The following is a 19,090-nucleotide window of genomic DNA, read 5'->3' as shown; positions in this document are numbered from 1 at the left end:
GATTACTCGATGATCGGTTCGCAGCGGGCGGTCACCGTCGCGGTACCCACCAATCCCTCGGCCTGTGCCGTGATCACCGCTGCTCCCTCCGCGTTAGGAATAGGAGAAACCAGGCCTGATGCGTCCACGGGAAAATCATCCCGGTCCGACGCCCACGCGATCGCTCCCACGTCAACCGGCTCACCGGACGCGGTGACGGCGACCCCGCTCAGCTGCTGAGCTGTCGGGGGGCAGACCTCTGCGGCAGCCGGCTGCACGAGCAGACGGACCGGAGGATCCGGTGGAGCCAGGATCGTGAGCGGTACCGAGCTCCGCAACCCGTTCCATTCCGCGGTGATCTGGGTCTTACCCGGTGCAATCCCCGTTGCCTGACCTGTCTCCGTCACCGACGCCACCGATAGATCAGCTGACCCCCACTGCACGGCCCCGGTGATCTCCTGGGCGCTGCCGTCGCTGAACTGCGCCACTGCAAGATACTGCTGGGACACGCCCAGGTCCATTGCCTGGTTGGTGGGGGTGACGATGATTGACTCGACGGCCACGTCTGCCGGCAGGACGGTCAGCGTGGCCTGGGCTGACCTGCCGTCCGACGAACCGGAGATGGTGGCCGTTCCGGGACTGACGGCGGTGGCCAGCCCCATCCCGTCGATGGTGGCGACCCCGGGATTCAGGGATTCCCACACCGGCTGGCCCTCGATGCTCCGGGACATGCCACCCTCGAGAATGACTGACGCTGTGAAGTTCACGGTCCCACCCGGGGCCACTCTCGCCTCCGTCGGCTGGATGATCAGACTGCCGACCTCCTCGGGCACCGCTTGCACGCCGATCCATCCCGGGATGGAGGCAACCCCCGCACTCATGACGATTACTGCCGACACGGCGGCCGTGAACACCAGTACGATCCGCCGCTGATAGGCCCGCATACCGTCACGTAGTGCGCGGTCGATGAACGCAGGAAAGGTGTGCGCCCGGTCGCCTGCACCCGCTGCGAGGTGTTCGCGGAGTTGCCTGTTCATTGAGTGCCATGCAGCTCTTCGGCCCTGGCGGTACCGCTGCGCAGATCGGCGCGGACCTGGTCGATCGAACGGTCGGTAAGGGTTGCAATCTGGCCCGATGACAGGCCCGCAAAGTCGTGGAGCACGACGGCGATTCGCTCCGGCAGGTCCAGGGCGCCCAAAAGAGATCCGCCGCCGCCGTTCGACCGGACCTCACGCCGATTCCACCGACGGTCAGCCGAGACAAGCTTCACGAGCAGGCAGATCACGTAGGGGCGCAGGTCGCCGGTCACAGGGCCCCTCCATGCCGCGGTTGCCTTGGCCCAGGAAGCCTCCAGCAGGCGCTGGGCCATGGCAGGGTCGTCGCAGAGAAGGTGGGCACAGAGTTCAAGGTCGCTTCGCTGCCGCTGGAACTCCTGCCGCAGCGAGTCTTCACGGTTGGAGACTGCGGTAGTCACCCGGATCCCAAGAGGAAATCCAAACTCCACTTCCTTTACGGCGGGGAGAACCACCGCCGACAGAATCAGGGCGGTACCGAGGATGATCAGCCCCAGGCCGTAAAGTCCCAGTTCAAGGATTCCTGATCCGGCGAGGCCGCTCCCGAGCGAATCGAAGGGCCACAGAGTTCCGGCGAGGATCAGGGTGGCCCCTGAGAGCCCGAGGGCCAGTCGTTTGGGAGTGAGCGATGGTCGCCACGACCGGCGAGGAACTTCACACACAATTCACCCGATTCAGCCCGACCCCGCTCACTTGATAGCACGAAAGGTGTTATCCGGCTGTTATTGCTGCGCCAAATCTCTGGTAATAGAACATAAATTCGAATAAAATAGAGTATGAGTATCACTCATCTGGACGTCGAACCCCGGCCAGCCGACGTCGTCGGGTCCCTACGGGACACCCTGCTGGCCTTCGCGGGCAAATTCGCGGACCAGGCAAGCCTCATGAGCACGCTTGAGCTGGCTAATACTGTCGCAGCGGTAGAGAAACTTTCGCACGTGGTCGAGTATCTGCAGGTCCTTGGTGCCCGGGCTGTGGACTGGCAAAACATCGCAGCCACTGGAGAGTCTGCCCAGACAACAACCTGGAACATTCCGGCTGCTGGCGGCGGACAAACGGTGAGCGAATTCCGGGACACGCCTGACTATCTGCGGGCACGGCTGCTGATCGGGCGGTCTGAGGCACGTCGGCGCCTTCGGCTGGCCGCCAGCGTAGTACCTCCCCGGTTTCTGAACGGCACCACCGGGACGCCACGTCTGGAGCACCTCAGTGCGGCGATGGGTGACGGGCAGATCGGCGACCAAGCGGCGGTAATCATCAGCGAGAGCATCGAACGGGTGCGCCCAGCAGCGACGACGCCACAGGCACAGGACCTGCTGGCGGCGATGGAGCGTGCCCTGACCGCGCAGGCCGTCGAATCAGATACTGACGTCCTGAGGGTTGTTGCACGGCACTGGGAAGCAGCCCTAGATCAGGATGGACGGGAGCCCAGCGATGAACTCCTCAGAAGTCGCCAGGGAGTATTTCTCAAGGGAATGAGGAGCGGTCTCCACCGGCTCGAAATCGTTGCCACCGAAGGGCAATTCGAAGTCCTCACCACAGCCATGAACACGGCGGCCAACCCTCGGATAGCAATCAATCAGACGCAGGAAGCAGATCATGACGCCGGTTCCGCCCCAGACGGTCTAACCCCAGAAGTGCGTACCCCCGATGGGCGCACCCGTGCGCAGATGCTCCTCGACGGCTTGGTCGGCGCCTGTCGGCTCGCGCTGACAACTTCTGAGCTCCCCGCGACGGGTGGTCACCGGCCGCAGGTGATGGTGACCATTGGCTTCGAGGAACTGCTCGGGAGGGTGAACGGAACCGGTCACGCTGTCTTCGCCGGTCCGGTCAGTCCGGGCACTGTCCGGCGGATTGCCTGCGATGCGGACATCGTCCCCGTGGTGCTGGGCGGCAGTGGTGAAATCCTGGATGTGGGACGTGCGCGTAGGTTCTTCGGGCCCGGCCTTCGTCGGGCATTGATTGCCAGGGACAAGGGCTGCAGCTTTCCTGACTGCATGATTCCGGCGGTGTGGTGCGAAGCCCACCACATCGACCCCTGGTCGGCATCCGGGCGAACCCGGATCAGCAACGGGGTACTGCTCTGCGGTCATCACCATGACCTGATGGATCAGGGCAACTGGACGATCGACATGCGGCGGGGCATCCCGTGGTTCATTCCGCCACCGTATGTGGATCCCGAGCGCAAACCACGGCGCAATCGCTACCGACATGTCTCAGTATCTACCGCCCATCTCAGCGCTACTAGTCTGCCGGAGCAATCCTCCAGCGAACCGTGACAGTACTGACAACCTCGGCTGCGCCTGGTTCAATCGGCATGGACTGTTCGGCGGCCAGCACCGCGTGGCGGCCCACGGGGGCAGGGGCCGTCCCGCCACCCTCAGTTATTTCTTCGACCACGCCGAGGGTGCACCCGGCCAGCTGTGCCCACTGGAGGGCGCGCTCGCGGGCGTCCTGCCACGCCGCCTCCTGCGCGAGCCGCGCTCGGGCTGACGGGTCGGAAAACCCGAAGACGAGCGAATTGATCCTGACGTCGTCGCCACCGGCATGCACCACGGCGTCCAGCACCGCCGACGCCGAGGCAGGATTATCGATGGTGACGGCAAGCTCCTGCGAGGCAACGTAGCCGCTGACCCGCTGCTCCTGGTTGTCAGCCCAGACAATCTCCGCGCGCAGGCCGACCTGCCGGGTCGACCGCTTCAGCGACGGCATCTGGTGTGCGTCGATCGCCCCAAGAACCCGGGACGCGGCGTCGGCGGCCCGCAAATAGGCATCGGGCGCGGTGGGCCGGCGAACCTCCACCTCGATCCGCAAATGGAGACGGTCTGGTGGAGCGCTCGCCGTGCCGGTACCGGTCACAGTGATAGTCGGACCCGGAGTACTGGGACCTGGAGTGCTGGTGTTCATCGGGCACCCAATCGGTTGATGGCCGCCAGCGCCCGACGGCGAAGCGGTTGGAGCGTTGTCGAGAGCTGCCGGACGGGACGCTCGACATATCCACCGGCGGCCAACCCGGCGTGGCGTTCAAAAATGTTCAGTGATGCCGGGTCGCCGGTGCGCAGCAGGGAAATCGCTGCGGCAGCGAAATACAGGGGGAGGAAGGGAAGCCCAAGGCAGAGCGCGTACTGGGTGCTATGACGGGCTTCGTGGGCCAGCAGTCCCGGGCGGGGCATTCCTGCGGTTGCAGGGGCACGAAACAGCACGGTGTTGCCCACGGTGAAAGCACTCGCCACCGGGAGGGTACCGGTGTAGCTGAAGGCCAGGAAGAGGCCCTCGGGGCCGCGGCGGATATCGCAGCCCTTGGCCTTCGCAAGGAGAAGTCCGGCCCCAGTGGACAGGTTCGTCCAGTTGAGCAGCCATCGCATCTGGTGGGCCGGCGTCATGTCAGCCATCCTAGTACCGGTGCTGTGGGCCAGCGCTGTGTGCCCATTAAGGACTCTGCGCCGGTGTTAGCTAGACTTGCACCGTCTGCCAACGGTCACCGGATCCGCGGTGAAACACCTGTTGCCCACCACCACTGAAGGTATGAACATCTCGATGTCTGACTCCACACAGCCGGGCGGACCCGCCCACGCGACGTCCGCCGTCGTCGACGTTCCTTCGCCGCTGGATGCCGAAGCGATCGGTGCCACGGTGGACCGCGCGCTTAGCGACATCTCCGCGGCCCCCGACCTGGACGCACTCAAGCAGGTCCGGATTGCCCACACCGGCGACAAGTCACCTCTCAGCCTCGCGAACCGGGGCATCGGTGCCCTCGCCAAGGAGGAGAAGGCTGCAGCCGGCAAGAACATCGGCCCGGCCCGCGGTCGGATCAACGCTGCGCTCGCCGCCCGCACCGCCGAACTCGAAGCGGAACGTGACGCACGCATCCTCGTCGAGGAAGCGGTGGACGTCACGGCAGCCCCGCGACGTCGTCGTGCCGGCGCCCGCCATCCGCTGTCCACCCTGCAGGAACGCGTCAGTGACATCTTTGTCGGCATGGGCTGGGAAATCGCCGAAGGCCCCGAGCTGGAATCGGAGTGGTTCAACTTCGATGCCCTTAACTTCTTGCCGGATCACCCGGCCCGCGACATGCAGGACACTTTTTTTGTCGAGCCCCCGGAAGCGCACCTGCTCCTGCGCACGCACACCTCGCCGGTCCAGGTGCGCTCCATGCTTGAGCGTCCCTTGCCGCTGTACGTGCTGTGCCCCGGCAAGGTGTTCCGCACCGACGAACTCGATGCGACCCATACGCCTGTGTTCCACCAGTTCGAGGGCCTGGCCATCGACCGGAACCTCAGCATGGCCGATCTGCGCGGGACCCTCGAGCACTTCGCACGCCTGATGTTCGGCGACGACGCCCAGATCCGGCTGCGCCCGAACTTCTTCCCCTTCACCGAACCTTCAGCCGAACTCGACATTTGGCACCCCGGTGCCAAGGGCGGGCCGCAATGGATTGAATGGGGCGGTTGCGGAATGGTCCACCCCAATGTGCTGCGTGCCGCAGGCATCGACCCCGAGGAGTTCTCCGGGTTCGCCTTCGGCATGGGCATTGAACGCACCCTCATGTTCCGCAACGAGGTAGGGGACATGCGGGACATGATTGAGGGCGATGTACGGTTCAGCGAGCACTTCGGGATGGAGATCTAAGCATGCGTATTCCACTTTCCTGGTTGCGTGAATTCGCACAGGTCCCAGCCGGTGCCACCGCCGAAGACGTGATGGCCGAACTGGTTAAGGTTGGCCTGGAAGAAGAAGCGGTCCACCGGCCTACCGACACCCTGTCCGGGCCCGTCGTCGTCGGCCAGGTGCTCTCGATCGTCAAAGAACCACAGACCAACGGTAAAACCATCAACTGGTGCCAGGTCCGGGTGGTCCCCGAGGGACAGCCCCAGACCCTGTCCAACGAGGGCATTGACCCCTCCGGCGTGCAGGGCATTGTCTGTGGCGCCCACAACTTCGTCGAGGGCGACAAGGTGGTGGTCACCCTGCCGGGTGCCGTGCTGCCCGGCGACTTCCGCATCGCCGCCCGCAAAACCTATGGTCACGTCTCGGCAGGAATGATCGCCTCGGTGCGCGAGCTTGGCATCGGTGACGACCACGACGGCATCCTTGTGCTCTCCACCCTGGGGTTGGACCCGGAGGTCGGCTCGGACGCGATGGAACTGCTCGGCCTCTACGATCAGGCCGCAGAAATCAACGTCACCCCGGACCGCAGCTACTGCTTCTCGATCCGGGGGGTCGCCCGCGAGTACGCCCACGCCACCGGGACCGCCTTCACTGACCCGGCAACCCGGGTCAGTGCGCCGACAACACTGTCCGGTGGTTACCCCGTCACGCTGAGCGACGACTCGCCGATCTACGGCCGCCCCGGTTGCGACAGGTTCGTGGCCCGCACAGTGACGGGCGTTGACGCCACCCGTCCCACGCCGCCGTGGATGGCCTCCCGGCTGCGGCTGGCCGGAATCCGGTCGATCTCGCTGCCCGTGGACATCTCCAACTACGTGATGCTCGAACTGGGTCAGCCCATCCACTGCTACGACCAGGACAAGCTCTCCGGCGGCATCGTGGTCCGCCGGGCAACTGCGGGGGAGACCCTCAAGACCCTCGACGACAAGGTCCGCAAGCTCGACGTCGAAGACCTCCTGATCGCGGACGCCTCCGGCGGCATCGGCATCGCCGGTGTCATGGGTGGCGCCGACACCGAGGTCTCCGACGCCACCAGTACGGTCCTCGTGGAGGCAGCACACTTCGACGAGGTGTCGATCGCCCGGTCGCGCCGCCGCCACAAGCTGCCGTCCGAGGCATCGAAACGTTTTGAGCGAGGCGTGGACTGGCAGGTCGCAGGCATCGCAGCCCAGCGCGTGGTCGACCTGCTGGTCGAGCTCGCCGGCGGCACCGCCGAGGACGCCGGAACAGACGTTGGCACCCAGCCAGGCGCCGTCGTCATCGATCTGCCCGCCGGCTACCCGGCCCGCCGGATCGGGATGGACTTCACCGACGAGCAGATCACCGGCGCGCTCACCGATCTGGGAGCGGGGGTGGTAGCGCACGACGGCGGCCACACCGTCACCGCGCCGAGCTGGCGCCAGGACCTCCAGATCAAGGACGACCTCACCGAGGAAATTGCCCGCCTGGTGGGCTATGACAGGATCCCCTCCCGGCTTCCGATCGCTCCTCCGGGCAGCGGCCTATCCCGTGTGCAGGTGCAGCGCCGCCGCGTCCTGCAGGCGCTGGCCGACTCAGGGCTGACCGAGGTGCTGTCCTACCCGTTCGTGTCTTCGGAGAGCAACACCACCTTCGGTTCGGCCGACGGGTCGGAGCAGCCGTCGGTCAAGCTGGCCAATCCGTTGAGCGCCGAACTGGGCTTCCTGCGCCGCTCGGTGCTTCCCGGTCTGATCGAGGTGGCCAAACGGAACCACTCACGCGGGTTCCGTGACCTGGCACTCTATGAGGCCGGGCTGGTGTTCCTGCCGCAGGGTGCCGTGGGCAGCAGCGAGATCCCGCCACTGGGTACCCGACCCTCCGCGGAAGTCCTTGACGGGCTCTACGACGGGCTGCCCGACCAGCCGCTGACCATCGCCGCGGTCTTCACCGGCAATGACTCACCAGCCGGAGCCAACCACCAGCCACGCCCATGGGACTGGGCCGATGCCTTGGATACGGTCCGCCTGGTGGCCGACGTTGTGGGTGTGGACCTTGAGATTTCGCAGGGCGAGCACCAGGCGTTCCACCCCGGCCGGACGGCCCGGATTTCGCTGCGGACCGGTGAACTGGTCGGCTATGCCGGCGAGCTTCACCCGAAGCTACTCGCTGCCCAGGATCTGCCTGCACGGACGGTGGCGCTGGAAATCAACGCCGACCTGTTGTTCGAAGCGGCTCCGGACGTGATTGTGGCGAAGCACCTCTCGACGTTCCCGGCCACCACCCAGGATGTGGCGCTTGTCGTCGACGGCTCGCTGCCGGCCGACGATGTTCTGTCCACCCTGCGCGAGGGGGCAGGGGAGCTCCTCGAGGAGGTGCACCTGTTCGACGTATACGACGGTGCGGGCATCGAGGACGGGCACAAGTCGCTGGCATTCGCGCTGCGGTTCAGGGCGCCGGACCGCACCCTGACCGCCGATGAGGCAAGTGCCTCCCGCGACGCGGCAGTCCACCTCGCCGCCGAACGGCACGGGGCCGTTCAGCGCTAGCCGGTTGTGGGCTGGCCCGTCCGGGGCTGGTCGTTCTCGGGTTGGTCGTTGTGGGCTGGCCTGTCCGGGGCTGGTCGTTGTGGGGTGGCCTGTACACGGCTGGTCGCCGGAGCTTCCCGGGTCGGGTCTGCTGTTAGGGCGTGCAGGTTTCCCCAGGTTGTGCGGCATCAAGCGCAGACCCGCGGCGTGTTTGACTCAACACGCCGCGGTCTGCCGAGAAGGTGGGGAAACCTGCGCGGGGCCATCCCCGATGCACGCAGCCCTAGGGGATGAGCAACAGTTTCCCGGTCGTTTTGCGTGCCTCAAGATCCTCGTGTGCCTGGGCTGCCGCTTCCAGTGGATAGGTTCCCCCGATCCTGACCTGCAGGGAGCCCTCCACCACGGCCGCGAAGACCTCGGAGAAGCGCCAGCGCCGTTCCTCGACGCTCAGCAGGTGGTCGAGCAGCTTCGGGCGGGTGAGGTAGACCGACCCGGCGGACGCCAGCCGCTGTGGGTCGAACGCTGGAACCGCGCCGGACGCAGCCCCGAACAGGACCAGCGTGCCGCGCTTCCGCAGTGACGCGAGCGACCCGTCGAAGGTCGCCTTGCCCACGCCGTCGTACACCACATCCACCCCCACGCCGTTGGTCAGCTCACGCACCGCGGTGTCGAACCCGTCATACCGGAGCACCTCGTCGGCGCCCGCCTCACGGGCCAGTACCTCCTTGTCCTGGGTGGAGACGGTGGTGATGACCCGTGCACCCTTGGCCTTGAGCAGCTGGATCAACAGCAACCCCACCCCGCCGGCGCCCGCGTGGGTAAGCACCGTCTGGCCCAGCTGCACCTTGAACGTGGTGTTGATCAGGTAGTGGGCGGTCATGCCCTGCAGGGGGAGTGCCGCGGCGGTCTCGAGGCTGACCCCCTCCGGGACGGGCACCGCCTTATCGGCCTCGACGAGAGTGAACTGGGCATAGGTGCCCACCCCTTCCGCGAAGGCGACCCGGTCGCCGACCGCGAATCCCGTTGTCTCGGGGCCCATCGCCACTACCTCGCCAGCGGCCTCGGCGCCCGGCGTGAACGGGTACCGCACCGGGTAGTAGCCGCTGCGCTGATAGGTCTCGATGTAGTTGATGCCAGCTGCAGCCACCCGGACCAGCAGCTCTGACCCGGCAGGGCTGGGCTTGTCCACCTCGGCCACGGCCAGTACTTCGGGACCGCCGGCCTGCTGGGCAACAATGGCTGTGGGCATCGTGACTCTCCTTCATCGGGATAACTGAAGCTCTCACCCCATGCTAGATCGACCGCAACCTCACACACGGCATTGGTGCATACTTATGTGGCACTGTGTATATTCCTGTTGTAGGGTTGAGTCATGACTATTTCGGTGGCAGTTTCCGGGGCAAGCGGCTATGCCGGCGGCGAGGTGCTGCGGTTGCTCGCGTCCCACCCCTCCGTGACCATCGGCGCGATCACCGCCCACAGCAGCGCTGGCTCCCGGCTCGGAGAGCTGCAGCCCCATCTGCATGCACTGAGCGATCGCCTGCTCGAGGAAACCACTGTGGAGAACCTCGCCGGGCACGATGTCGTTTTCCTCGCCCTGCCGCATGGCGCCAGCGCCGACATCGCCGCCCAGCTTCCGGCCACCACCCTGGTGATTGACGCCGGCGCCGACCACCGCCTTACCGACCCCGCCGCCTGGGAAAAGTTCTACGGCTCCGTCCACGCCGGCACCTGGCCGTACGGGCTCCCCGAGCTGCCCGGCCACCGCGAACTGCTGCGCGGTGCCCGCCGGGTCGCCGTCCCCGGGTGCTATCCCACCAGCTCACTGCTCGCGCTGGCCCCCGGCTACGCGGCCGGTCTGCTGCAGCCCGACGACGTCGTCATCGTCGCTGCGTCAGGCACTTCGGGTGCGGGTAAAGCGGTCAAGGCGCATCTGTTGGGCTCCGAGGTGATGGGCGGCATGAGCCCCTACGGCGTCGGTGGAGCCCACCGCCACACCCCCGAAATCGAGCAGGGGCTGTCCCTCGCCGCTGGCCAGCAGGTGAAGGTGTCGTTTACCCCCACGCTCGCGCCGATGGCCCGCGGCATCCTCACCACCGCCACGGCCAAAGTGGTCCCCGGCACCACCGCCGAGCAGCTCCGGGACGCCTATACCGCTGCCTACGACGACGAACCTTTTGTCACGGTGCTGCCCGAGGGGCAGTGGCCGGCCACCAAGGCGGTCCTCGGCTCCAACTACGCCAACCTCCAACTCGCCTTCGACGACCACGCCGGCCGCGTAATTGTCACCTGCGTGATAGACAACCTCACCAAGGGCACCGCCGGCGGAGCCATCCAGTCCATGAACATCGCCCTGGGTCTCCCCGAGACCGCCGGGCTCACACTGCAGGGAGTTGCACCATGAGCATCACCGCACCCGCCGGATTCCGGGCCGCAGGCACCGCCGCTGGCCTTAAAACGTCGGGCAAGTCCGATGTGGCGGTGGTGGTCAATGACGGACCACTGCAGCACGCTGCAGCAGTCTTCACCTCGAACCGGGTCGCCGCCGCCCCGGTGCACTGGTCCCGCCAGGTAGTCTCCGACGGCCGGGTGGACGCGGTAGTGCTCAACTCCGGTGGAGCCAACGCCTGCACCGGAGCCGAGGGGTTCCAGAACACCCACGCCACCGCCGAGTACGCGGGCGACGCACTGCAGATCTCGTCGGGTGACGTCTTCGTCTGCTCCACCGGACTGATCGGTGAGCAGCTGCCGATGGACAAGCTCCTCCCCGGGGTGAAGGACGCCATCGCGCAACTCTCCACCGGCGGCGGACTGGCAGCGGCCGAAGCCATCATGACCACCGACTCGGTGCCCAAGCAGGCCCGCCACCCTGCCACGGCCGACGCGCCCAGCGAGGGCTACTCGATCGGCGGCATGGCCAAGGGCGCGGGCATGCTCGCCCCGGGGCTGGCGACGATGCTGGTGGTCCTGACCACGGACGCCGTACTGGATCCAAGCCAGCTGGACGCAGCCCTGCGCGAGGCAACCCGACTGACGTTTGACCGGACCGACTCGGACGGCTGCATGTCCACCAACGACACGGTGGTGCTGCTCGCCTCAGGCGCATCAGGGGTCACCCCCGACGCCGCCGAGTTCACCCGTTCGCTCACCGAGGTCTGCCATTCCCTGGCGCAGCAACTCATCAAGGACGCCGAGGGTGCCAGCCACGACATCGCGGTCACCGCCGTCAACGCGGCAACCGTGCGCGACGCCGAAACGGTCTGCCGCTCGGTGGCCCGCTCCAACCTGTTCAAGACGGCAATCTTCGGCAACGATCCCAACTGGGGGCGGGTGCTGGCCGCCGTCGGTACCACCGATGCCGCCTTCGAACCGGACCAGCTGAACGTCTCAATGAACGGGGTGCAGATCTGCCGCGACGGCGGTATCGGCGACTCGCGGGACCTGGTGGACCTCACCGGCCGGGACGTCACGGTGGAGATCGACCTCCGGGCCGGCGCAGAGACCGCCACCATCTGGACCAACGACCTCACGCACGAGTACGTGCACGAAAACTCGGCGTACTCGTCGTAGCGAGTATCCGCCCCCAGCTGTCACCAGAAGGACGTCATGAACTCAGTCATTGCCGCGCAGGATAAGGCGGAGACGCTCATCGAGGCGCTGCCGTGGATCCAACGGTTCGCGGGCACCACGATGGTGATCAAATACGGCGGAAACGCCATGGTCAACGACGACCTGCGCCGCGCCTTCGCCGAGGACATTGTTTTCCTCCACCATGTAGGCATCCGGCCCGTCGTCGTCCATGGTGGCGGACCCCAGATCAGTTCGATGCTGCAGCGGCTCGGAATTGAGTCAGAGTTCAAGGGCGGCCTGCGCGTTACCACCCCGGAAACCATGGATGTGGTCAGGATGGTGCTCACCGGCCAGGTGGGACGCGAACTCGTGGGACTGATCAACTCGCACGGACCCTACGCGGTGGGGCTCTCGGGTGAGGACGGCGGTCTGCTGCAGGCCACCCGTACCGGCACCGTCGTCGACGGCGTCGACGTGGACTTGGGACTGGTCGGCGAGGTGGTGGGGGTCAACCCGGCCGCGATCCTCGACATCCTTGAGGCCGGCCGGATCCCCGTCATCTCAACGGTCGCCCCGGAAATTGACGACGACGGCGACGGCACCAACCAGGTGCTCAACGTCAACGCTGACACGGCCGCCGCCGCACTGGCCCAGGCACTGCGCGCCTCCAAACTGGTGATTCTCACCGACGTCGAGGGGCTGTACGCCAACTGGCCCGACAAATCCTCGCTGATTTCCTCCCTCACCGCCGGCCAACTTCGCACCATGCTGCCGCAGCTGGAATCCGGCATGATCCCCAAGATGAGCGCCTGCCTCGCAGCGGTCGACGGCGGGGTGGCCCGGGCGCATATTGTCGACGGCAGGCTGGCCCACTCCATGCTGCTGGAAACCTTCACCACCGCAGGGATCGGCACCCAGGTAGTACCGGACGAGGACGGATCATGACGGATCTTCATCAGAATGAACCCAGCCCGAACCATCCCAGCCCCAGCGGACAGCTCGACGCCGTGCTGGACCACCAGGCGTCGGGCGCCGACTGGCTCACCCGGTACAGCGCTTCCCTGTTGGGCGTCTTTGGCACTCCGCAACGGGTCCTCGTCCGCGGCACCGGGTGCACCGTGTGGGACGCCGACGGGAAGGAATACCTCGATCTGCTCGGCGGGATCGCCGTCAACGCGCTCGGCCATGCTCACCCGTTCGTCACCTCGGTGATCACCAGCCAGCTCGCGACGCTCGGCCACGTCTCGAACTTCTTCACCAGCCCCACCCAGATTGCCCTGGCCGAAAAGTTGCTGCAGCTCGCTGCAGCACCCGCCGGGTCGAAGGTCTTCTTCGCCAACTCAGGCACCGAGGCCGTTGAGGCAGCCTTCAAGCTCGCCCGCCGTAACAGCGCGCCCGCTCAGGACGGCAAACCCGCACGCACCCGAATCCTCGCCCTCGACGGCGCGTTCCACGGCCGCACCATGGGGGCCCTGGCACTGACCGCAAAGCAGGCCTACCGGGAACCCTTCGAACCACTGCCCGGCGGTGTTGAACACCTGCCGTTCGGGAGTATCGAGGCCTTGGTCAACGCCGTCGACGAAACGGTCGCGGCAGTCGTCATCGAACCGATTCAGGGGGAGGCAGGAGTCCGGCCGTTGCCGCCGGGGTACCTGCAGGCAGCACGCGAAATCACCAGCAGAGCCGGGGCACTGCTGATCCTCGATGAGGTGCAGACCGGCATTGGCCGCACCGGCTCCTGGTTCGCCCACCAGCCCAGCGGGGTGGTCCCGGACGCCATGACCCTCGCCAAGGGACTCGGCGGCGGGTTCCCCATCGGCGCGCTCGTCACGTTCGGCGACACGGTGTCGTCCCTGTTCGCCCCCGGCCAGCACGGCACCACCTTCGGCGGAAACCCCGTCGCAACCGCCGCGGCGCTGGCCACCCTGCACACCATCGAAACCACTGGACTCCTCAGCCACGCGCACGACGTCGGCGCCTGGCTGCGGGACCGGCTCGCCGCCGTGGACCAGGTCACCGAGGTCCGCGGGGAGGGCCTGCTGATCGGCTTCGACCTGGAAGGCGACTACGCGGCCGCAGCCGTTACCGAGGCGCTGCAGCAGGGATTCATCGTGAACTCACCCACCCCCAACACGCTGCGCATGGCGCCGCCGCTGATCCTCACTCAGGACCAGGCGGCCACGTTCATCGCCGCGTTGCCCGGCATCCTGAAGACCGCAAAGGACATTACCCCATGACCCGCCACTTCCTGATCGACACCGACCTTTCACAGGCCGAGCAGACCGAGGTGCTGGACCTCGCCGCCGAGCTCAAACAGGCGCCCTACTCGCGGAGCCCCTACGCCGGAATCGGCACCGACGGAGCCGCCACCACGGGGCGGCAGACCGTCGCGGTGATCTTCGACAAGACCTCCACCCGCACCCGCGTGTCCTTTGCCACCGGCATCGCCGACCTGGGCGGGGTCCCGCTGATCATCGGGGCGGGGGAGTCACAGCTGGGCCACAAGGAATCCATCACCGACACCGCCAAGGTACTTGATCGCATGGTGTCCACCATCGTCTGGCGCACCTACGCCCAGGCCGGGCTGGAGGAGATGGCCGCCGCCTCGAAGGTCCCGGTGATCAACGCCCTCTCCGACGACTACCACCCGTGCCAACTCCTCGCCGACCTGCTGACCATCCGCGAGCACAAGGGCACCCTCGCCGGTCTCACCCTCGCCTACCTGGGTGACGCCGCCAACAACATGGCCAACTCCTACCTGCTCGCCGGGGTCACCGCCGGGATGCACGTCCGCGTCGCAGGCCCGGAGGGGCACCTGCCCCAGCAGTCGGTGATCGACCTGGCCACCGCCCGGGCCGCTGAAACCGGAGGGTCCGTCCTGGTCACCACCGATGCGGCGACCGCCCTGGCCGACGCCGACGTCGTCGCCACCGACACCTGGATCTCGATGGGCCAGGAACCCGACAGCGCCAGCGCCAAGGACGCCACCTATGAGCTGTTCAGCAGCTATGGAGTGGACGCGGCGGCGATGGCGCACGCCGCGCCCGACGCCGTCGTCCTGCACTGCCTGCCGGCCTACCGCGGCTACGAGATCGCCGCCGACGTCATCGACGGCCCCCAGTCAGTGGTCTGGGACGAGGCCGAAAACCGGCTGCACGCCCAGAAGGCCCTGATGGTGTGGCTGATGGACCGGCGATGACCCAGCTCCAGCCCACCACCAAGACGGCACGGCAGGCCCGGATCCGGGCCATCCTTACCGGCCAGTCGGTCAGGTCGCAGGCGGAACTGGCGTCCCTCCTGGCCGACGACGGCGTCCTCGTTACCCAGGCGACCCTGTCCCGTGACCTGGTGGAACTCGGGGCGGTGCGCGTCCGCGCCAGCGAGGGCACCCTCGTGTACGCCGTCCCGGCCGAAGGCGGCGGCAGGACACCGCAGAGTGGCGTTACCCAGGAAGTCCTCGACTCCCGGCTGTCCCGGCTCTGCTCGGAACTGCTGGTCACCGCCGAAGCATCCGGGAACCTCGTGGTGCTGCGGACCCCGCCCGGTGCCGCAAACTTCCTGGCCCTGGCCATTGACCACTCGGTGATGCCCTCGGTCCTGGGCAGCATCGCCGGGGATGACACCATTATGCTGGTGACCCGCGACCCGGCCGGTGGGCCGGATGTGGCGGCCCGCTTCCGGCAATTCGCACAGGACCCCATGCACAAACCCGTTTCCTGACCATCCGACACCAGTACCACCACTTGAACCACCACTTGAACCACTACCGAACCGTTTTCTTGACCGATCACATCCCTACACCCCAGGAGCAACACCCATGACTGAACGCATTGTTCTCGCCTACTCCGGCGGACTCGACACCTCGGTAGCCATCGGCTGGATCGCCGAAGCCACCGGCGCCGAGGTCATCGCCGTCGCCGTCGACGTCGGACAGGGCGGCGAATCCCTCGAAGAGATCCGCCAGCGCGCCCTCGACTGCGGCGCGGTCGAAGCCTACGTGGCCGACGCCCGCGACGAATTCGCCAACGACTACTGCATGCCCGCACTCAAGGCCAACGCCCTTTACATGGACGCCTACCCGCTGGTGTCCGCCGTGTCCCGTCCGGTGATCGTCAAGCACCTGGTGGCGGCAGCCCGCGAATTCGGCGCAACCACCGTGGCCCATGGCTGCACCGGCAAGGGCAACGACCAGGTGCGGTTCGAGGTGGGTATCCAGACCCTCGGCCCCGACCTGCGCTGCATCGCCCCCGTGCGTGACCTGGCCCTGACCCGGGACAAGGCGATCACCTTCGCCGAGGAGCACAACCTCCCCATCCAGACCACCAAGAAGAACCCGTTCTCCATTGACCAGAACGTCTGGGGCCGCGCCGTCGAGACCGGCTTCCTCGAGGACATCTGGAACGGCCCCTCGAAGGACGTCTACGAGTACACGGATTCCCCCGAGTTCTCCCCGGCGGCCGACGAGGCGACCATCACCTTCCGTGAAGGTATCCCCGTCGCCATCGACGGCCTTGCCGTCACCCCGCTGCAGGCCATCGAGCAGCTGAACCGCCGCGCCGGCGCACAGGGCGTAGGCCGGATCGACATCGTCGAAGACCGCCTAGTCGGTATCAAGAGCCGCGAAATCTACGAGGCGCCCGGCGCCATGGCCCTCATCGCCGCGCACCGCGAACTTGAAAATGTCACGGTGGAACGCGAGCAGGCACGGTTCAAGAAGACCGTCGGCCAGCGCTGGACCGAGCTGGTCTACGACGGCCAGTGGTTCTCCCCGCTGAAGCGCTCCCTTGACACCTTCATCGAGGACACCCAGAAGTACGTCTCCGGTGACATCCGGATGGACCTCCACGGCGGGCGCGCCACGGTTACCGGGCGCAAGTCCGACACCTCGCTGTACGACTTCAGCCTGGCCACCTACGACACCGGCGACACGTTCGACCAGTCGATGGCCCGCGGCTTCATCGAGATCTTCGGCCTGTCCTCGAAGGTGGCTTCCGGCCGCGACGAGCGGGCGGGTCAGTAGCAATGGCTTCAGCCTCCACCAACGAGGGAGCCCTCTGGGGCGGCCGGTTCGACGGCGGACCCGCCGACGCGCTGGCCGCCCTGAGCAAGTCGACCCATTTCGACTGGCGTCTGGCCCTGTACGACATTGCCGGATCCCGGGCGCACGCCCGGGTCCTGCACCGTGCAAGCCTGCTCGATGACGGCGAACTCGCCGGCATGCTCGCGGCCCTCGACGTGCTCGACGCCGATGTCCGTTCCGGCGCCTACACGCCCGCCGAGTCGGACGAGGACGTGCACGGCTCGCTGGAACGCGGTCTGATCGAACGCGCCGGCGTCCAGCTCGGCGGCAAGCTCCGGGCCGGCCGGTCCCGCAACGACCAGGTCGCCACCCTGGGGAGGATGTACCTCCGGGACCATGCGCGGATCGTCGCCGGCGGGGTGCTGGCGACCATCGAGGCTCTGGTGCAGCAGGCCGAGGACCACCTGCGGGTCCCCATGCCGGGCCGCACCCACCTGCAGCACGCCCAGCCGGTCCTGCTGAGCCACCACCTGCTCGCCCACGCCTGGGCACTGCTACGCGACGTGCAGCGGTTGCAGGACTGGGACAAGCGGGCCGCCGTATCACCCTACGGCTCCGGTGCCCTGGCGGGTTCCTCGCTGGGCCTGGACCCGCAGGCAGTGGCAGCGGAGCTGGGCTTCTCCTCGGCGACCCACAACTCGATTGACGGCACCGCGGCGCGGGATGTCTATGCGGAGTTCGCGTGGATCGCGTCGATGATCGGGGTAGACCTGTCCCGGATCAGTGAAGAGGTGATCCTGTGGGCGACGAAGGAGTTTTCCTTCGTCACCCTGCACGACTCGTACTCCACCGGGTCGTCGATCATGCCGCAGAAGAAGAACCCGGACGTCGCCGAACTGGCACGGGGCAAGGCTGGCCGGCTGATCGGCAACCTCACCGGGCTGCTCGCCACCCTCAAGGGGCTGCCGCTGGCCTACAACCGTGACCTCCAGGAGGACAAGGAGCCGGTCTTCGACGCGACCGACACCCTCGAAGTGCTCCTCCCTGCCGTCTCGGGAATGATCGCGACCCTGACGTTCAACACCGAGCGCATGGCGTCCCTGGCACCGCAGGGCTTCGCCCTGGCCACGGACATCGCTGAATGGCTGGTCCGCCAGGGGGTCCCGTTCCGGGAAGCCCACGAGCTTTCCGGCGCTGCCGTCCGGCTGGCTGAAAGCCGTGGGGTGGAACTCTGGGATCTCAGCGACGATGATTACGCCTCCATTTCCGTGCACCTCACCCCGGGCGTCCGCGAGGTGCTGACGGTTGAGGGGTCCCTGAACAGCCGGGACTCGCAGGGTGGTACCGCCCCCGCGGCGGTGGAACGCCAGCTGGAGGCCCTCCGCGATGAGCTTGCCGGCGTTGCCAGCTTCCTCCCGGCGGTGCGGGGTACCCTCGAGAACAAGGATCGTGCGCACACGCCCGTCGCAGGGCCAGACGAAGAGGACCCGCAGTGATTGAACACCTCATCCGCGAAGTATCAGCCGGGCTCGCCGTGGCGGGCGAAGACCTGAAAGCAACCGTCAAGGGACTGGACGAAGACTCGTTCGGTGAACCGACGGCGCTGCCCGGCTGGTCGCGGGCCCACGTTGTGGCCCATACGGAGGGGATTTCCCGGGCCATGCAGCGGCAGGTGGAACACGCCGCGCAGGGCAGCCTGATCGAGCTGTATGACGGCGGCTTTGAGGGCCGGGTGCAGGCGATCGAGGCCCGGGCGCAGCGTCCCGTGGCGGAGCAGGTTCAGTCGCTGGTGGCAGCGGTTGACGCCGCCGTCGGCGCGTTCGAGCATGCCCGCGACCACTGGGAGGCGAAAATCTCCTACCGGGACGGTACCGTGTCCGACGGTGCTCTCGCCCTGTGGCGGGAGCTGGTCATCCACGCCACCGACCTCGACGCCGGCACCACCTCCCGCGACTGGAGCGACCGCTTCTGCCACTACCTGATCGATTTCCTCGCCGCCCGGGTCCCCGAGGACACCGCGCTGACGCTGCACCCGCTGGGCCAGGAACCGATCATTGTGCGTGCCACCGACGCGGGCAACGGCGCTACCGGCACCACCGGAACCACCGCCACCGTCGTCGTCACCGGCACGCTGCAGGACATCGCAGCCTGGCTTGCTGGCCGTGAACCGGTCGGCGGCCTCGAGGCGACCGACGCGGCCGACGCAGCCGACACCGTAAGTCTCCCGGACCTCGGCCCGTGGCCAGCGGCGGTGGCACCCCGGTAAAACCCTTCCGGAACGGTTGGGGCCTGAGGTA

At 67.0% G+C, this 19,090-nt stretch carries 17 protein-coding genes; 12 read left to right on the top strand and 5 right to left on the bottom strand.

Annotated elements, in window-relative coordinates; translation table 11 throughout:
* Positions 1 to 2 precede the first annotated feature (2 nt).
* A complete protein-coding gene (locus tag H4V95_RS12845) occupies positions 3 to 1,016 on the bottom strand; it encodes an Ig-like domain-containing protein (RefSeq protein ID WP_209730822.1) in 1,014 nt (337 codons plus the stop codon).
* Entirely contained in the window at positions 1,013 to 1,714 is a 702-nt protein-coding gene (locus tag H4V95_RS12840) for a hypothetical protein (RefSeq protein WP_196866257.1), read from the bottom strand. The genes H4V95_RS12845 and H4V95_RS12840 overlap by 4 nt, the downstream gene beginning before the upstream one ends.
* Before the next feature lie 114 nt (positions 1,715 to 1,828).
* Between H4V95_RS12840 and H4V95_RS12835 the strand changes: the two genes are divergently transcribed.
* Positions 1,829 to 3,331, top strand: a complete 1,503-nt coding sequence (locus H4V95_RS12835) for an HNH endonuclease signature motif containing protein (RefSeq protein ID WP_196866256.1) — start codon at positions 1,829 to 1,831, stop codon at positions 3,329 to 3,331.
* Here H4V95_RS12835 and H4V95_RS12830 read toward each other — a convergent pair.
* Entirely contained in the window at positions 3,297 to 3,911 is a 615-nt protein-coding gene (locus H4V95_RS12830; protein WP_196866255.1) for an SIMPL domain-containing protein, read from the bottom strand. The two genes, H4V95_RS12835 and H4V95_RS12830, sit on opposite strands and share 35 nt — an antisense overlap.
* A 44-nt stretch (positions 3,912 to 3,955) precedes the next feature.
* Positions 3,956 to 4,435 (bottom strand): hypothetical protein, encoded by a 480-nt coding sequence (locus tag H4V95_RS12825; protein ID WP_196866254.1) that lies wholly within the window; start codon positions 4,433 to 4,435, stop codon positions 3,956 to 3,958.
* Positions 4,436 to 4,589: 154 nt separating this feature from the next.
* Here H4V95_RS12825 and pheS point away from each other — a divergent pair, with 154 nt between their 5' ends.
* Together pheS and pheT are read left to right on the top strand one after the other, a co-directional pair.
* The gene (pheS, locus tag H4V95_RS12820) at positions 4,590 to 5,681 is read left to right on the top strand and encodes a phenylalanine--tRNA ligase subunit alpha (RefSeq protein WP_196866253.1); all 1,092 of its coding nucleotides are present in this window, start codon (positions 4,590 to 4,592) and stop codon (positions 5,679 to 5,681) included.
* A 2-nt stretch (positions 5,682 to 5,683) separates the two neighbouring features.
* A complete protein-coding gene (pheT, locus tag H4V95_RS12815) occupies positions 5,684 to 8,224 on the top strand; it encodes a phenylalanine--tRNA ligase subunit beta (RefSeq protein ID WP_196866252.1) in 2,541 nt (846 codons plus the stop codon).
* A gap of 262 nt (positions 8,225 to 8,486) precedes the next feature.
* Here pheT and H4V95_RS12810 read toward each other — a convergent pair whose 3' ends face one another.
* Positions 8,487 to 9,452, bottom strand: coding sequence for a quinone oxidoreductase (locus tag H4V95_RS12810; protein ID WP_196866251.1), 966 nt, complete (start codon positions 9,450 to 9,452; stop codon positions 8,487 to 8,489).
* Between the two features lie 123 nt (positions 9,453 to 9,575).
* On the opposite strand from H4V95_RS12810, the gene argC reads away from it, so the two are divergent.
* The 9 genes from argC (at position 9,576) to H4V95_RS12765 (ending at position 19,059) form a co-directional block, all read left to right on the top strand.
* Entirely contained in the window at positions 9,576 to 10,607 is a 1,032-nt protein-coding gene (argC, locus tag H4V95_RS12805) for an N-acetyl-gamma-glutamyl-phosphate reductase (protein ID WP_196866250.1), read from the top strand.
* Positions 10,604 to 11,773 (top strand): bifunctional glutamate N-acetyltransferase/amino-acid acetyltransferase ArgJ, encoded by a 1,170-nt coding sequence (gene argJ, locus H4V95_RS12800; protein ID WP_196866249.1) that lies wholly within the window; start codon positions 10,604 to 10,606, stop codon positions 11,771 to 11,773. Before argC ends, argJ begins: the two co-directional genes overlap by 4 nt.
* A gap of 36 nt (positions 11,774 to 11,809) precedes the next feature.
* On the top strand, positions 11,810 to 12,718 hold the full coding sequence (gene argB, locus H4V95_RS12795; protein WP_196866248.1) for an acetylglutamate kinase: 909 nt from the start codon (positions 11,810 to 11,812) through the stop codon (positions 12,716 to 12,718).
* Positions 12,715 to 14,010, top strand: coding sequence for an acetylornithine transaminase (locus H4V95_RS12790; RefSeq protein ID WP_196866247.1), 1,296 nt, complete (start codon positions 12,715 to 12,717; stop codon positions 14,008 to 14,010). Before argB ends, H4V95_RS12790 begins: the two co-directional genes overlap by 4 nt.
* A complete protein-coding gene (gene argF, locus H4V95_RS12785) occupies positions 14,007 to 14,972 on the top strand; it encodes an ornithine carbamoyltransferase (RefSeq protein ID WP_209730821.1) in 966 nt (321 codons plus the stop codon). The genes H4V95_RS12790 and argF overlap by 4 nt, the downstream gene beginning before the upstream one ends.
* Positions 14,969 to 15,493 (top strand): arginine repressor, encoded by a 525-nt coding sequence (locus tag H4V95_RS12780; protein WP_196866245.1) that lies wholly within the window; start codon positions 14,969 to 14,971, stop codon positions 15,491 to 15,493. Before argF ends, H4V95_RS12780 begins: the two co-directional genes overlap by 4 nt.
* A 97-nt stretch (positions 15,494 to 15,590) precedes the next feature.
* Complete coding sequence (locus H4V95_RS12775) at positions 15,591 to 16,793, top strand: argininosuccinate synthase (protein ID WP_196866244.1); 1,203 nt, start codon at positions 15,591 to 15,593, stop codon at positions 16,791 to 16,793.
* Positions 16,794 to 16,795: 2 nt separating this feature from the next.
* Positions 16,796 to 18,289, top strand: a complete 1,494-nt coding sequence (gene argH / locus H4V95_RS12770; protein ID WP_196866243.1) for an argininosuccinate lyase — start codon at positions 16,796 to 16,798, stop codon at positions 18,287 to 18,289.
* Positions 18,286 to 19,059, top strand: a complete 774-nt coding sequence (locus tag H4V95_RS12765; RefSeq protein WP_196866242.1) for a maleylpyruvate isomerase family mycothiol-dependent enzyme — start codon at positions 18,286 to 18,288, stop codon at positions 19,057 to 19,059. The genes argH and H4V95_RS12765 overlap by 4 nt, the downstream gene beginning before the upstream one ends.
* The last annotated feature ends 31 nt before the right edge of the window (positions 19,060 to 19,090 follow it).

Origin of the sequence: Arthrobacter sp. CAN_C5 (assembly GCF_017875735.1) — a bacterium.
GTDB lineage: Bacteria > Actinomycetota > Actinomycetes > Actinomycetales > Micrococcaceae > Arthrobacter_D.
Note: the sequence above shows the minus strand (reverse complement) of the source record. Positions and strands in the feature narration are given on the sequence as shown.

Excerpts from the sequence above, each read along its gene's own strand:
- H4V95_RS12845 (WP_209730822.1), bottom strand. The coding sequence starts at position 1,016 with ATGAACAGGCAACTCCGCGAACACCTCGCAGCGGGTGCAGGCGACCGG.
- H4V95_RS12835 (WP_196866256.1), top strand. The coding sequence starts at position 1,829 with ATGAGTATCACTCATCTGGACGTCGAACCCCGGCCAGCCGACGTCGTC.
- H4V95_RS12825 (WP_196866254.1), bottom strand. The coding sequence starts at position 4,435 with ATGACGCCGGCCCACCAGATGCGATGGCTGCTCAACTGGACGAACCTG.
- pheS (WP_196866253.1), top strand. The coding sequence starts at position 4,590 with ATGTCTGACTCCACACAGCCGGGCGGACCCGCCCACGCGACGTCCGCC.
- pheT (WP_196866252.1), top strand. The coding sequence starts at position 5,684 with ATGCGTATTCCACTTTCCTGGTTGCGTGAATTCGCACAGGTCCCAGCC.
- H4V95_RS12810 (WP_196866251.1), bottom strand. The coding sequence starts at position 9,452 with ATGCCCACAGCCATTGTTGCCCAGCAGGCCGGCGGTCCCGAAGTACTG.
- argC (WP_196866250.1), top strand. The coding sequence starts at position 9,576 with ATGACTATTTCGGTGGCAGTTTCCGGGGCAAGCGGCTATGCCGGCGGC.
- argJ (WP_196866249.1), top strand. The coding sequence starts at position 10,604 with ATGAGCATCACCGCACCCGCCGGATTCCGGGCCGCAGGCACCGCCGCT.
- argB (WP_196866248.1), top strand. The coding sequence starts at position 11,810 with ATGAACTCAGTCATTGCCGCGCAGGATAAGGCGGAGACGCTCATCGAG.
- H4V95_RS12790 (WP_196866247.1), top strand. The coding sequence starts at position 12,715 with ATGACGGATCTTCATCAGAATGAACCCAGCCCGAACCATCCCAGCCCC.
- argF (WP_209730821.1), top strand. The coding sequence starts at position 14,007 with ATGACCCGCCACTTCCTGATCGACACCGACCTTTCACAGGCCGAGCAG.
- H4V95_RS12780 (WP_196866245.1), top strand. The coding sequence starts at position 14,969 with ATGACCCAGCTCCAGCCCACCACCAAGACGGCACGGCAGGCCCGGATC.
- H4V95_RS12775 (WP_196866244.1), top strand. The coding sequence starts at position 15,591 with ATGACTGAACGCATTGTTCTCGCCTACTCCGGCGGACTCGACACCTCG.
- argH (WP_196866243.1), top strand. The coding sequence starts at position 16,796 with ATGGCTTCAGCCTCCACCAACGAGGGAGCCCTCTGGGGCGGCCGGTTC.